The 13,348-nt window shown below is 54.5% G+C and carries 14 protein-coding genes and 1 pseudogene; 8 read left to right on the top strand and 7 right to left on the bottom strand.

Features of this window, described 5'->3' with window-relative positions; translation table 11 throughout:
- Positions 1 to 603, top strand: a 603-nt coding sequence (locus tag H7A81_RS20200) for a peroxidase family protein (RefSeq protein ID WP_304622197.1), incomplete at its 5' end; no start/stop codon positions are given.
- 44 nt (positions 604 to 647) lie between these two features.
- Here the strand turns inward: H7A81_RS20200 and H7A81_RS20195 are convergent.
- The 4 genes from H7A81_RS20195 to H7A81_RS20180 all read right to left on the bottom strand — a co-directional run bounded on the left by H7A81_RS20195 (position 648) and on the right by H7A81_RS20180 (position 3,408).
- Complete coding sequence (locus tag H7A81_RS20195) at positions 648 to 1,064, bottom strand: type II toxin-antitoxin system HigA family antitoxin (protein ID WP_034825376.1); 417 nt, start codon at positions 1,062 to 1,064, stop codon at positions 648 to 650.
- The gene (locus H7A81_RS20190; protein ID WP_034825429.1) at positions 1,061 to 1,372 is read right to left on the bottom strand and encodes a type II toxin-antitoxin system HigB family toxin; all 312 of its coding nucleotides are present in this window, start codon (positions 1,370 to 1,372) and stop codon (positions 1,061 to 1,063) included. Before H7A81_RS20190 ends, H7A81_RS20195 begins: the two co-directional genes overlap by 4 nt.
- Before the next feature lie 117 nt (positions 1,373 to 1,489).
- Positions 1,490 to 2,260 carry an amidohydrolase gene (locus tag H7A81_RS20185; protein WP_182058531.1) on the bottom strand — a complete coding sequence of 257 codons (771 nt, stop codon included), beginning with the start codon at positions 2,258 to 2,260 and terminating at the stop codon, positions 1,490 to 1,492.
- Entirely contained in the window at positions 2,248 to 3,408 is a 1,161-nt protein-coding gene (locus H7A81_RS20180) for a pyridoxal phosphate-dependent aminotransferase (RefSeq protein WP_182058530.1), read from the bottom strand. The genes H7A81_RS20185 and H7A81_RS20180 overlap by 13 nt, the downstream gene beginning before the upstream one ends.
- 130 nt (positions 3,409 to 3,538) lie before the next feature.
- On the opposite strand from H7A81_RS20180, the gene H7A81_RS20175 reads away from it, so the two are divergent.
- From H7A81_RS20175 to H7A81_RS20165, 3 genes are read left to right on the top strand one after another with little or no spacing between them, the layout of a single operon-like run.
- The gene (locus H7A81_RS20175; RefSeq protein WP_182058529.1) at positions 3,539 to 4,153 is read left to right on the top strand and encodes a methylthioribulose 1-phosphate dehydratase; all 615 of its coding nucleotides are present in this window, start codon (positions 3,539 to 3,541) and stop codon (positions 4,151 to 4,153) included.
- Positions 4,150 to 4,833: an acireductone synthase gene (gene mtnC / locus H7A81_RS20170; RefSeq protein ID WP_166933635.1), complete on the top strand. Its 684-nt coding sequence runs from the start codon at positions 4,150 to 4,152 to the stop codon at positions 4,831 to 4,833. The genes H7A81_RS20175 and mtnC overlap by 4 nt, the downstream gene beginning before the upstream one ends.
- A gap of 1 nt (position 4,834) precedes the next feature.
- Positions 4,835 to 5,377 carry an acireductone dioxygenase gene (locus tag H7A81_RS20165; protein WP_182058528.1) on the top strand — a complete coding sequence of 181 codons (543 nt, stop codon included), beginning with the start codon at positions 4,835 to 4,837 and terminating at the stop codon, positions 5,375 to 5,377.
- A 168-nt stretch (positions 5,378 to 5,545) separates the two neighbouring features.
- Here H7A81_RS20165 and mtnA read toward each other — a convergent pair whose 3' ends face one another.
- Positions 5,546 to 6,565, bottom strand: a complete 1,020-nt coding sequence (mtnA, locus tag H7A81_RS20160) for an S-methyl-5-thioribose-1-phosphate isomerase (protein WP_182058527.1) — start codon at positions 6,563 to 6,565, stop codon at positions 5,546 to 5,548.
- Between the two features lie 105 nt (positions 6,566 to 6,670).
- Here mtnA and mtnK point away from each other — a divergent pair, with 105 nt between their 5' ends.
- Positions 6,671 to 7,870, top strand: coding sequence for an S-methyl-5-thioribose kinase (mtnK, locus tag H7A81_RS20155; protein ID WP_058961550.1), 1,200 nt, complete (start codon positions 6,671 to 6,673; stop codon positions 7,868 to 7,870).
- 124 nt (positions 7,871 to 7,994) lie between these two features.
- Here mtnK and fadE read toward each other — a convergent pair whose 3' ends face one another.
- Entirely contained in the window at positions 7,995 to 10,439 is a 2,445-nt protein-coding gene (gene fadE / locus H7A81_RS20150) for an acyl-CoA dehydrogenase FadE (protein ID WP_182058526.1), read from the bottom strand.
- A gap of 243 nt (positions 10,440 to 10,682) precedes the next feature.
- Here fadE and lpcA point away from each other — a divergent pair, with 243 nt between their 5' ends.
- A complete protein-coding gene (gene lpcA, locus H7A81_RS20145; protein ID WP_182058525.1) occupies positions 10,683 to 11,261 on the top strand; it encodes a D-sedoheptulose 7-phosphate isomerase in 579 nt (192 codons plus the stop codon).
- 49 nt (positions 11,262 to 11,310) lie between these two features.
- Positions 11,311 to 12,078 carry a class II glutamine amidotransferase gene (locus tag H7A81_RS20140; protein ID WP_058961548.1) on the top strand — a complete coding sequence of 256 codons (768 nt, stop codon included), beginning with the start codon at positions 11,311 to 11,313 and terminating at the stop codon, positions 12,076 to 12,078.
- Here the strand turns inward: H7A81_RS20140 and dpaA are convergent.
- Entirely contained in the window at positions 12,049 to 12,792 is a 744-nt protein-coding gene (gene dpaA, locus H7A81_RS20135) for a peptidoglycan meso-diaminopimelic acid protein amidase (protein WP_058961547.1), read from the bottom strand. The genes H7A81_RS20140 and dpaA overlap by 30 nt on opposite strands.
- 243 nt (positions 12,793 to 13,035) lie before the next feature.
- Between dpaA and H7A81_RS20130 the strand changes: the two are divergent.
- Positions 13,036 to 13,348, top strand: a pseudogene (locus H7A81_RS20130) (DNA polymerase IV); the annotation flags it as partial.

Genomic DNA, 13,348 nt, shown 5'->3' with positions numbered 1-13,348 from the left:
GCGGATGTGAGCGTGCTGGCCGGCGGCGTGGGTATTGAAATGGGTGCCGCGGCGGCGGGCGTGGCGGTGCAAGTGCCGTTTACACCGGGCCGTGTGGATGCGCGTCAGGATCAAACTGAGGTAGAGTCATTTGACGTGCTGCAACCTCTGGCTGATGGTTTCCGTAACTATCGTCGTATCGCAGGTGGCTCATCCACCGAAACCCTGCTGCTGGATAAAGCACAACAGCTGACGCTGAGTGCACCGGAATTAACCGTGCTGTTGGGTGGTCTGCGTGTGCTGGGCACCAACTTCGATGGTAGTCAGCACGGTGTGTTCACCGATCGTGTCGGCGTACTGAGCAATGACTTCTTCGTCAATCTGCTGGATATGCGCACCGCATGGCGCGCTACCGATGAGAGCGCCGAGCTGTTCGAAGGCCGCGATCGTGCCAGCGGTGAAGTGAAGTACAGCGCCACGCGTGCCGATCTGGTATTTGGTTCCAACGCTATCCTGCGCGCACTGGCCGAAGTCTACGCCAGCGGCGATGCCAAACAGAAGTTCGTCAATGACTTCGTGGCAGCCTGGACCAAAGTGATGAATCTGGATCGCTTCGATCTGTAATCACACTAAAGCCGCAGCGGTGACACGCTGCGGCTTTTTTCTGTTTAATCTTCGCGGAATGCCTCAAACGGCACGTTAAAACGTTTTGCCAGCGCAGCTTTATGCTTATCCGTTAACTTACGTTCACCTTTCAAAATCCGGCTAACATACGAACGCTGACCAATTTCCTGAGTGAAAGATGATTGGTTCAAATCGTGTTGATCCATCAAAACTCGTAGCAGCGCGACTCCACCTGGCAGAGTCTTAATGCGTGCATTGAAGGCTGAAAATTCCGGCGCGTGCTCTTCGTATTTCGCGACTTTATCAGCAAGCATATCAATCAGAGGATGAGAAGGCTGATGCTCAACCAAATACTCAACCAGCTCTAGCGCTTGCTCATAATCTGCTTTCGATTGACTACCGCCAAGCAGGGGGACGGCTTTAATCAGGTTATCTGAGGCCTGAATAGCTTCGGCGATCATTCTTTGTTCTCCCGATAGAACGTAACTAATTTGTCGTATTCAGCATGAGTACTGATGTGCTTAATGAAAATACGTCCAGCGATGAAATCGGCGAAAAACATCAACCTGAGATTGTTACCGCCAACATTGATTACCCACCATTTCGCCCGATATTTCATTCGGTCCAGGCTTGGAAAGAAATCTTTAAGCGCTTCAGGATCGGCAAAATCTCTGCCATGTAAAGTCCGGTAAGTGGCGTCCAGTGCTGCTGCATCATTGGGAAAACGCAATGCAGCCTCAGCAAACATCTTCCTTGAAATAACGTGCATCATTCCCTCGGCATGTTCCAACATGGAAACATTGTAGCCGAAGTTAGGGGTGTTTCCAATGTGGAAACAAAAATTAAAAAAGAGAGGAAGCCGCGCCAGAAAGACGCGGCAAGGCGTTTACTTCAATGTATAGCCATCGGCATCTCGCCACGCCGGGAAGCGTTCGCGATAGGCTTGCAGATCGTCCAGCGACAATTCCGCATCGAGACGGGCGCGGGCGAAAGGCTCGCCTGCGGCCAGAATCTCGCCCAATGGCGAAATAATCCGGCTGTCTCCACTGTACTGATGGCTGTTGCCATCGCTGCCGACACGGTTACAACCGGCAACGTACGCCTGATTTTCAATCGCACGGGCCATCAGCAAAGACTGCCAGTGCAGCGCACGTGGTGCTGGCCAGTTGGCAACGTACAGCGCCAGATCGTAATCATTGTGATTGCGTGAGAACACCGGGAAACGCAGGTCGTAACAAATCTGCGGCAGAATACGCCAGCCGCGCCAGGTGAACACTTCTCGCGTATCACCCGCAACGTAATGCTGATGTTCATTGGCCATGCGGAACAGATGACGTTTGTCGTATTGGTGCACGGTGCCATTCGGTTCAACCAGCAGAAAACGGTTCACGGCGCCTTTTTCGGTCTGGATGGCTGCGCTGCCACCGACCAGCGCATTGCTGGTTTTCGCATGGCTGTGCAGCCATTCAATGACCTGTTGCTGCGGCAGCGAACTCTCTGCTGCTTCCATGGCAAAACCCGTGGTGAACATTTCGGGCAGCAGAATCAGATCGCGACCTTCAATGCCTTTCAATACGCCATCGAAGTGATGCAGGTTGGCTTCGCCGTCCATCCAGCTCAGGGTTTCCTGCAGAACGGTAATTTTTAAAGCTGACATAAGCGCTCCGCAGCGGCGATAAGTGTCGCGGGTTGTTTGGCAAAGCACAGGCGAATCAGCTTGTGCGGGAACGGATCGGCACAGAATACCGACAGCGGAATGGCTGCCACGCCCACTTCTTTGGTTAGCCACTGACAGAAACTGACGTCATCCAGATCGGAAATGGCGCTGTAATCCAGCAGCACAAAGTAAGTGCCTTCGCACGGCAACACCTTGAAGCGGCTACCCGACAATGCATCAACCAGGCAATCGCGGCGTTCACGATAGAAGGCCGGCAGGTCACGATAGTGTTCCGGCTCCTGACGCAGCATATCGGCAATCGCCAGCTGCGCCGGGGTATTAACCGAAAACGTCAGATACTGGTGTACTTTACGGATTTCGGCGCTGATCGCTGCTGGTGCAACACAGTAGCCCACTTTCCATCCGGTCATATGGAAGGTTTTGCCAAACGAAGAGACGGCAACGGCACGCTGGCGTAACTCGGCATGCGCTAACACGCTGGCGTGGCCCTCTGCATCAAAACAGATGTGTTCGTAGACTTCATCGCTCAGCACATAGATTTCCTGCTCAGCGATCGCCTGCCATAACTCGGCATAATCGCTTTTTCGCCACACGGTCGCAGAAGGGTTGTGCGGCGTATTCAGAATGACTAAACGGGTTTTCGCGCTCAGCAAGCTGCGGAATTCACTCCAGTCAACGCGGAATCCCGGTGGCTGCAATGCAATGCGTTTCAGCACGCCGCCGGCCAGTTGAACAGCAGGCGCGTAACTGTCGTAGCTGGGATCGAAGCAGATCACTTCATCGCCCGGACGCACCAGCGCCGTAATCGCGGCATACAGTGCCTCGGTCGCGCCCGCGGTCACGGTGATATCGTTGTTAACATCGGGCGTGTGACCGTAAAGCTCAGCCGTTTTATCGGCAATCGCTTCACGCAGGGGTAACACACCGATCATCGGCGCATATTGGTTTGCGCCCTGGCTCACATGATAGGCCAGACGATCCTGTAAATATTGCGGGCCGTCAAAATCCGGAAAACCCTGTGATAAATTGATGGCGTTGAACTGCGCGGCAAGGGCGCTCATTTGCGTGAAAATCGTGGTGCCGAGCGCCGGTAATTTGCTCTCGGGAGTCAGGTTGAGCTGCGTCATTATTTAGTGGCCTTAAGCGCGAATGTCGATGCGGAGAAACCCTGTGTTGCTGCCACTCTACACAGGATGCTAATATTTGGCAATCGAGACGCTTAGACGTCTAAAACAACTGCGGAGCCTCACCTTCACTATGACGGATTTTCTCCCACTGGAACATTTAGTGGCCGCCTGCCACTGGATTGGCGCAAAAGGCTGGGCACCCGCGACGGGCGGAAACATGTCGGTGCGCCAGGATGCCGAATATTGCCTGCTAAGCGCATCAGGTAAAGATAAAGGCAGTTTGACGCGTGATGACTTTATTCAGGTGGAGATCGCGACAAACAGTGTCCCTTCGGGACGTAAACCGTCGGCGGAAACCGGGTTGCATACCCTAATTTATCGCTTGTTCCCACAGGCCGGGGCTGTACTGCATACCCATACGGTGAATTCCACCGTACTGTCGCGTATAGAGAAGGGCAGTGCATTACTGCTGAGCGGCTACGAGATGCAGAAAACCCTCGCGGGTCAGGACACGCATCTCAATACCGTTGCGATTCCGCTGTTTGATAACGACCAGGATATTGAGGCACTGGCGCAGCGCATTGAAGCTTTTGCGGCGGACACGCCGTTGCGGTACGGCTTCCTGTTACGTGGTCATGGCTTAACCTGCTGGGGCAAAGACGTCAACGAAGCGCGCCGCCACCTGGAAGGGCTGGAATTCCTGTTTGAATGTGAACTGCAACGTCGACTGCTGGAGACCCAATGATTCGCGCGATTGTTACTGATATTGAAGGCACCACCAGTGATATCCAGTTTGTGCACAATGTCCTGTTTCCTTATGCACGTCAGCATCTGGCAGCCTTCGTGCGGGATAACCAAATGGATGAGAAGGTGGTTGCGGCGCTAAACGCAGTGCGTGAAGAGTCAGCGGCGCCACAAGCATCGCTGGATGACCTCATCGCCACGCTGATCGGTTTTATCGATGAAGATCGCAAATCGCCGGGGTTGAAAGCGCTGCAAGGGATGATCTGGCGTGCGGGTTATGTTGAAGGTCAGTTCACCGGCCACCTTTATCCCGATGTGCTGCCCGCCTTTGAACGCTGGCAGCAACAAGGGATTGCCCTGTATGTTTATTCCTCGGGATCGGTGCCTGCGCAGAAACTGTTATTTGGCTACAGCGATGAAGGTGATTTAACCTCGCTGTTTAGCGGCTATTTTGATACAGCGGTTGGCGCCAAGCGTGAAACCCAGTCGTATCACAACATCGCCGAACACATTGGCCTGGCACCCTCTTCGTTGCTGTTCCTGTCAGATATCCATCAGGAACTGGATGCCGCGGCACAAGCAGGCTGGCACACATTGCAGTTAATTCGTGGCGAGGCCGATAACGCCAGTCGCCATCACCAGGTAAACGATTTTTCGCAGATTAATCCGGAGTCGATTTAACATGAGTGCACTGACAATTTTTAGCGATACCGAATCCAGCCAGCCACTGTGGCACAGTACCGATGCCGAGGCGATTCGCGAGCGCCTGAACGCCAAAAACGTCCGCTTTGAGCGTTGGGAAGCGGATCGCGATCTGGGTAACGACCCTGACGCTGAAACGGTGATCAAAGCCTATCAGCACGCAATTGACCGTCTGGTGGCAGAGAAGGGCTATCAGAGTTGGGATGTGCTGAGTATGCGTGCAGACAACCCGAACAAAACGACGCTGCGTGAAAAATTCCTCAATGAACACACGCACAGCGAAGATGAAGTGCGTTTCTTCGTCGAAGGGTCTGGACTGTTTTGCCTGCATATTGGCAGTGAGGTGTACCAGATCCTGTGTGAGAAGAACGATCTGATTTCAGTACCTGAGGGCACGGCGCACTGGTTTGATATGGGTTCTGAGCCGCACTTTACCGCGATTCGTATTTTCGATAATCAGGAAGGCTGGATCGCCAACTTTACTGGCGACAAGATTGCGGATGCTTACCCTCGTCTGGCATAACGCGCTGTGCGCTTAAACCTGCATACGAATAAATGGAATCAGCCATTGAAGGGGCACTCTTCAGGGTGCATCTGACAACATAGGGCTCGTCATCATAAGGTCGCCATTTATGGCGACTTTTTCATTTCTGGCGCACCGTCAACACAGGATACGCCATCTGGTGCACCCTTAAGGCTGAAAAATCCCTTCCTTAACCTGCTCTGGCGTCACGACGCCAGTATCCAACACCCAGCCGCTAATCAGTGCAGCTGGCGTGACATCAAACGCCGGGTTGTAGACCACCGCATTCTCCGGTGCCCACTGCACACTACCAAAACTGCCTGACACGCCGGTGACTTCGCTGGCGGCGCGCTGCTCAATCGGGATAGCATCGCCGTTCGGGCATTGACGATCCAGCGTGGTGTGCGGCGCCGCCACATAGAACGGAATGCCGTGATAGTGCGCCAGTACCGCCAGGCTGTAGGTGCCGATTTTGTTCGCCACGTCGCCGTTAGCGGCAATGCGGTCTGCGCCGACCCAGATCGCATCGACCACGCCGCGCGCCATTAAACTTGCAGCCATCGAATCGGTGATCAGCTGGTAGGGAATGTGCAGCTCGCCCAGCTCCCACGCGGTTAAACGACCGCCCTGCAGCAGTGGTCGCGTCTCGTCCACCCAGACGCTTTTGACTAAACCTCGCTGATGGGCATGCGCAATCACGCCCAGTGCGGTACCCACGCCAGCGGTGGCAAGACCACCGGTATTACAGTGCGTCAGCAGCTGGCTGCCCGGCTTGACCAGCGCGCTGCCGGCGCGGGCAATGTTGTCACACAGCTGCTTATCTTCTGCCACCAGGCGCAGCGCTTCGGCGCTCAGGGCGTTTACGTGATCGCTCTCCGCCAGCGCAATCTTCATACGATCCAGATTGTTCATCAGGTTGACGGCAGTCGGGCGTGACGCACGCAACACCTCCAGCGCTTCCGCCAATGCCGCGCGGGCGACACCTTGCTCGCCCAACAGCGCCAGCAGCAAGCTGGCTGAAAGGCCAATCAGCGGGGCGCCGCGCACGCGTAGCGCATGGATATGATCAACCAACTGCGTCACAGTGTGCGCAGGCAGCCAGTTTTGTTGTTGTGGTAGCGCTTGCTGGTCGAGGATCCACAGTTGATTATCGCGGACCTCAAGACTGGTGGTACGAAGTGTTTGCATGGTGTGAAATCCCTGTTGCGTTAATAGCGGCTATTGTGCCAACATGCGTGACGGATGTATAGACGTCCAAACGGCTTATTACTATCGAATGTCGAGGAACAGGCAATGTCGCAATACCGTACCTTCACCGCTGCTGATGCGGTGGAATATGCTAAAAAATTTGGCGGTGTGGACGATCCGTCAGCGCTGGTCAGCGCAGAAGAGATCGGCGATGGTAATCTCAACCTGGTGTTCAAGATTTTCGATAACCTGGGACAGAGCCGTGTGGTGGTGAAACAGGCACTGCCCTATGTGCGTTGCGTGGGTGAGTCCTGGCCGTTAACGTTGGATCGCGCGCGCCTCGAAGCACAGACGCTGGTTGAACACTATAAACATTGCCCAGAGCACACGGTTAACGTCACCCATTACGATGCCGAACTGGCGGTGATGGTGATGGAAGATCTCTCCAGCCATCGCATCTGGCGCGGCGAGCTGGTGCAAGGAGCTTACTACCCTGAAGCGGGTCGTCAGCTGGGCGAATATCTGGCGCAGACGCTGTTCCATACTTCTGATTTTTTCCTGCATCCGCACAAGAAAAAGGCCGAAGTCGCGCGTTTCATTAACCCGGAAATGTGCGAAATCACCGAAGACCTGTTCTTCAACGATCCCTTTATCGATCACGAGCGTAATAAATACCCGGCGGCACTGGAGCCGCTGGTGGTCAGCCTGCGCACTGACGATGCGCTGAAAATCGCGGTGGCCGGGCTGAAGCACCGCTTCTTTGCGGATGCCGAAGCGCTGCTGCACGGCGATGTGCACAGCGGCTCAATCTTCGTGGCCGATGGTAGCCTGAAGGTGATCGATGCGGAGTTTGGCTATTTCGGTCCGATAGGCTTTGATGTTGGCAGCGCGATTGGCAATCTGCTGATTAACTACTGCTGCCTGCCGGGCCTGCTGGCCCCGCGTGAAGCGGCAGAAGGGCGCGAGCGTCGTCTGAGCGATGCGCATGAGGTCTGGACGCAGTTCTCCAGCCGCTTCCTAGAACTGGCACACGCCAACACTTCTGATGTGGCGCTGGCGTATCCGGGCTATGCGGAAGCCTTCCTGCGCAAAGTATGGAGCGACACCATTGGTTATTGCGGCACGGAACTGATTCGTCGCACCGTGGGCATGTCTCACGTGGCCGACTTCAAACAGATCGCCGATGATACCATGCGGACAGAATGTATTCGCAGTTGCATCACGCTGGGCCGTACGTTGATTCTCGCGGCAGATCATATTGCGGATGTCGATGCGCTGATTGCGCGCATTCGTCAGGCGGGGTAAGTCAGGCTTCAATCTTATAACTGCGCCATTCACTGCCCGCTTTGGCAGCGAAACCGCTGTATGTATGCGGGATAAGTTATGCCTGGCCCCATTAAAAAAGCCTCCGTCAGGAGGCTTTTTCGTTTTATGCCGCTTCACTGGCGCGTGTGGCGCCTTTATCCTGCGGCTTCGGTGAGGCCAGTGCCTCCGGCACAAACTCATCGACGTTGATGGCTTTGAGACGGCTGGCTTCAGCGCGCGTCAGCACTTTGGCTTCGCTCTCATCAATCCAGCCCTCTTTCAACGCACGCTGTGCCAGCGCATCCAGACGGGTAAACGACAGATGTTTTTTCTGCTGCTGGCAAAGACGTTCATGAATCACTTCCGCTGCCATCACATCCTGCAGCGCCTGCTCCAGTTGGCCTGCTGGATTGTGTTCGCTTGGCGTCAGGTACATGCCACGGCCCAGACGCGTACGGGTGGCTGACGGCAGTTGCAACAGCTTCGCCAGCTTGTGGTCCAGTTTGTCAGACGGTGCCGGGCAGTGTTTGCCACCGGCGAAAATCACGATGCGCAGCGCGCCTGCCACCAGGCGATTAGGGAAGTTACGCAGCAGGTCATCCATCGCCACCTCAGCCTGATGCAGCGCATCCTGTACGCCCCAGTGCACCAGCGGCAGATCGGCTTCATTGCGGCCTTCGTCGTCAAAGCGTTTCAGGGTGGCAGAGGCGAGATACATCTGGCTCAGCACATCCCCCAGACGTGCTGAGATACGTTCACGACGTTTCAGGCTGCCGCCTAACACCGCCATCGACACATCTGACAGCAGTGCCAGGTTGGCGCTCAGGCGATTGAGCTGCTGATAGTAGCGGCGGGTCACGTCGCGGGTTGGCGACGCGCTGGTGCGGCCTCCGGTTAAACCGAGCCACAGACTGCGCACTTTGTTGCTACCGACATGGCCAATATGGCTGAACAAGGCACGGTCAAAGGCCACCAGATCGTTTTTAGCCGCAGCGTTCATCTCTTCCAGCACCCATGGATGGCAGCGAATCGCGCCCTGGCCAAAGATGATCATGCTGCGCGTCAGGATATTGGCGCCTTCCACGGTAATCGCAATCGGTGCGCCCTGATAAGCTCGCGCCAGGAAGTTGTTGTCGCCCAGCATAATGCCTTTACCGCCGGCGATATCCATCGCATCGATAATGGCGCGCTGGCCGCGGTGGGTGCAGTGATATTTCACAATCGCCGACAGCACCGCCGGTTTTTCACCCAGCATAATGCCGCTAGTGATAAGTGTAGCCGCTGCATCCATCACGTAGGCGTTACCGGCAATGCGTGCCAGCGGTTCCTCGATGCCTTCCATTTTACCGATAGAGACTTTGAACTGACGACGGATATGCGCATAAGCTCCGGTTGCCAGCGCAATGCTTTTCAGACTACCGGTCGAGTTGGAAGGCAAGGTGATACCGCGACCGACTGACAGACATTCAACCAGCATACGCCAGCCCTGACCGGCCATCGACGGGCCACCGATGATGAAATCGATCGGCACGAAAATATCTTTACCGCGTGTTGGACCGTTCTGGAACGGCACGTTAAGCGGGAAGTGGCGATGGCCAATCTCTACGCCCGGCGTTTGCGTCGGGATTAGGGCGCAGGTAATGCCCAGCTCTTCAGTCTCACCCAGCAGATGATCGGGATCGGAGAGTTTAAAGGCCAGGCCAAGCACGGTAGCAATCGGTGCCAGCGTAATGTAACGCTTGTTCCATGTCAGGCGCATGCCCAGCACTTGCTGGCCTTGCCATTCGCCCATGCACACCACGCCAGTATCCGGAATGGCACCCGCATCCGAACCCGCTTCCGGGCTGGTCAGCGCGAAGCACGGAATTTCATCGCCGCGTGCCAGACGTGGTAAATAGTGATCTTTCTGCTCATCGGTGCCGTAATGTTGCAACAGTTCGCCTGGGCCGAGTGAGTTAGGTACACCCACGGTGATCGCCAGGATCCCGGAAACGCCCGCCAGTTTTTGCAACACGCGCGCCTGAGCATAGGCGGAGAATTCGAGGCCGCCATACTCTTTCTTAATGATCATGGCGAAGAAGCGATGCTGCTTGAGATACGCCCACAGTTCCGGCGGAAGATCGGCCAGTTCGTGAGTGATCTGGAAATCATTCGCCATACGACAGGCTTCTTCGACCGGCCCCTCAAGGAAGGCTTGTTCCTCTTCCGTCAGACGTGGCTGCGGATAGTTGTGCAGTTTCTGCCAGTCTGGCTTGCCACGAAACAGATCGCCTTCCCACCAGGTCGTACCGGCATCAATCGCTTCCTTTTCCGTACGCGACATCGGCGGCATCACTTTCTGGAAGCTGTGCAGCGCAGGTTTGGAGAACATACTGCGACGCATGGCCGGCAGATTGAAGGGCAGCAGGATAATTGCCAGTGGCAGCAGCAGCCACGGCGTCCACAGGCCTGCAGCAGCCAGCCCGGCGGTCCATAGCAACAGGATTACGCTGCTGAGCCGCAGCGAAACTTGATGGTAAAAGAGGGCGCTAATGACAATCAGCGTCGCGACAATCGAGGCAAGCAACATAATGAACCGCTCCGTAAGTTGTAAGAGGTCTGACCTGTTATAAGGTAAGGTTTAGAGCAGTGACCGCTTTTTAGCAATCTGTTTACATCGCAATTACAACAGAACTCACAAAATCGCACTCTCTGGACACCAACAGAGCAGGAATGGCAAAGCCTGGGCCTTTTTCCCCGATGCAGGCGCTTTGCGGCTTTGTCCCATTCCGTTAAACTTGCAGAGTAAATCTTTCCTCTAAAGGACATCCCTATGTATCAGGACATTATTCGCTCAGAACTTAATGAAGCAGCCGATACGCTTAATCAATTCCTGAGTGACGAAGCGAACATTCACGCGATTCAGCGCGCGGCAGTCTTGCTGGCAGACAGCTTCAAAGCAGGGGGCAAAGTGCTCTCCTGTGGCAACGGTGGTTCTCACTGTGATGCGATGCACTTTGCTGAAGAGCTGACGGGGCGCTACCGTGAAAATCGTCCTGGCTACCCGGCGATTGCCATCTCTGATGTAAGCCACCTTTCCTGCGTCAGCAACGATTTTGGTTATGACCATGTGTTCTCGCGCTATATCGAAGCCGTAGGCCGTGAAGGCGACGTGCTGCTGGGCCTGTCCACTTCAGGTAACTCGGCGAACATCATCAAAGCGGTCGAAGCGGCACGCGCCAAAGGGATGAAAGTGATTACCCTGACCGGTAAAGATGGCGGCAAAATGGCAGGCACAGCGGACATCGAAATTCGCGTACCGCATTTTGGCTACGCTGACCGCATTCAGGAGATTCACATTAAAGTGATTCATATCCTGATGCTGCTGATCGAAAAAGAGATGGTTAAGTAATGACGCGTCACTCCTGCTCACGCGGGAGTGCTGACTTAAGGCGGTTGCTATGTGCGAATTGCTCGGGATGAGCGCCAATGTCCCCACGGACATCTGTTTCAGTTTTACCGGTCTGGTGCAGCGTGGCGGCGGAACCGGGCCACATAAAGATGGCTGGGGCATCACTTTCTATGAAGGAAAAGGGTGCCGCACATTCAAAGATCCTCAGCCCAGCTTTAACTCACCGATCGCCCGTTTGGTGCAGGAATACCCGATCAAATCACATTCCGTGGTCGCTCATATCCGCCAGGCGAATCGTGGTGAAGTGTCGCTGGAAAACACTCATCCGTTTACCCGTGAGCTGTGGGGACGTAACTGGACCTACGCGCACAACGGGCAGCTGAAAGGCTACAAACAGCTGGAAACCGGGACTTTCCGCCCCGTTGGCGAAACGGACAGTGAGAAAGCGTTTTGCTGGATCCTGCATAAGCTGTCTGAGCGTTATCCGCGCACTCCGGGCAACTGGCCGGCGGTATTTCGCTACATTGCTGAGCTGGCGGCTGAGATGCGCGAGAAGGGCGTGTTTAACATGCTGCTGTCGGACGGTCGATATCTGATGGCGTTCTGCTCGACCAATCTGTATTGGATCACTCGTCGTGCGCCTTTTGGCAAAGCCAAATTGCTCGATCAGGATGTAGAAATTGATTTTATGCAGCAAACAACGCCGAAGGACGTTGTGACGGTGATTGCGACACAGCCGCTGACAGGAAATGAAACCTGGCACCGAATAGTGCCAGGCGAGTGGGCATTATTTTGCCTGGGTGAGCGCCAGGAATGACTTCGAAGCAGCATCCGGTGTAGAAATCACCGGCGTGCTGTTCACCGCATATTGACCCGTCGTCGTCACATTAACCGTTGGCGGTATGTGGTACTTCTCAAAGTACGCATAACCCGGCTGCAGTTCACGCCAGAAGTTGATGTACGTTGAGTAGCGATGACGCTGCATGTTGCTATCGGTCATATGGAACGGATAGATATTGATCTGTACATCCTGCTGACCGTTGCGCAGCGCAGCGTTGACGTAGGTAAAGATCTCGTCCATTGATGCGTTGGTCATGGCGTAGCAGCCAATTGAGACGCAATCACCGTGAATCATCAAATAGTTACCGTCATAGCCTTTATCACGATCGTATTGATTCGGGAAGCCGGTATTAATCGCGCGGTAGAAACGGCTGTCCGGTTTTAACTGGTTCAGCTTAACGTTATAAAACCCTTCCGGACTTTTAAAATCGCCCTGACGACGCTTAGGCCCTAATCCGCCAGAGAAATTACAAATGCGATAGCTGTCCAGCAGACGATATTCATTACCGATTTTGCCGTACAGTTCCAGCGTACGCTCTTCCTTGAAGATCTGAATAAAAACAGGAGTGCCAAGTAATTGTTTCTTTAACTCTTTGCTCACCGGTGCCGACAGTTGCGTTGGCTCTGGCGAAATGGCCCAGCTAAGGACTGGCATAAGAATCATCGCAAGCCACAATGCGATTCTGCCCATTCTGTGTGTACCTTGAAGTGAAGAGAGACGATGACGCTGAGCGTCTTGGTATTGCATTATCGGAAATATCCGCTACCGCAGCGCAACATTAACATTGTCTGAGGTTTAATCAAGACAGTCTCCGTGAAAATGGTGCAATCCTAAAGGGATTACGACCAGAATTTTGTAAACTTTAATTCATCGCTCAACAAATATTGCCGAAGTTTTTTACTGCTGTATACTTATCCAGTATTCGGAGGGCGTATGCGCAAAATCATTCATGTCGATATGGACTGCTTTTTCGCGGCCGTTGAAATGCGCGACGATCCTTCATTAACGGATATACCTATCGCCATTGGCGGCAGCCGTGTGCAGCGTGGCGTCATCAGCACCGCCAACTATCCCGCGCGCAAATATGGCGTGCGCAGCGCGATGCCGACGGCAATGGCGCTCAAGCTCTGCCCGCATCTGAAGTTACTGCCTGGACGCTTCGATGCCTATAAAGAGGCGTCACGCCAGATACGCGATATTTTCGCACGCTACACCCCATTGATTGAGCCCTTATCACTGGATGAAG

The sequence above is a fragment of the Pantoea sp. ME81 genome, assembly GCF_903970985.1.
Taxonomy (GTDB): Bacteria; Pseudomonadota; Gammaproteobacteria; order Enterobacterales; family Enterobacteriaceae; genus Pantoea; species Pantoea communis.
Note: the sequence above shows the minus strand (reverse complement) of the source record. Positions and strands in the feature narration are given on the sequence as shown.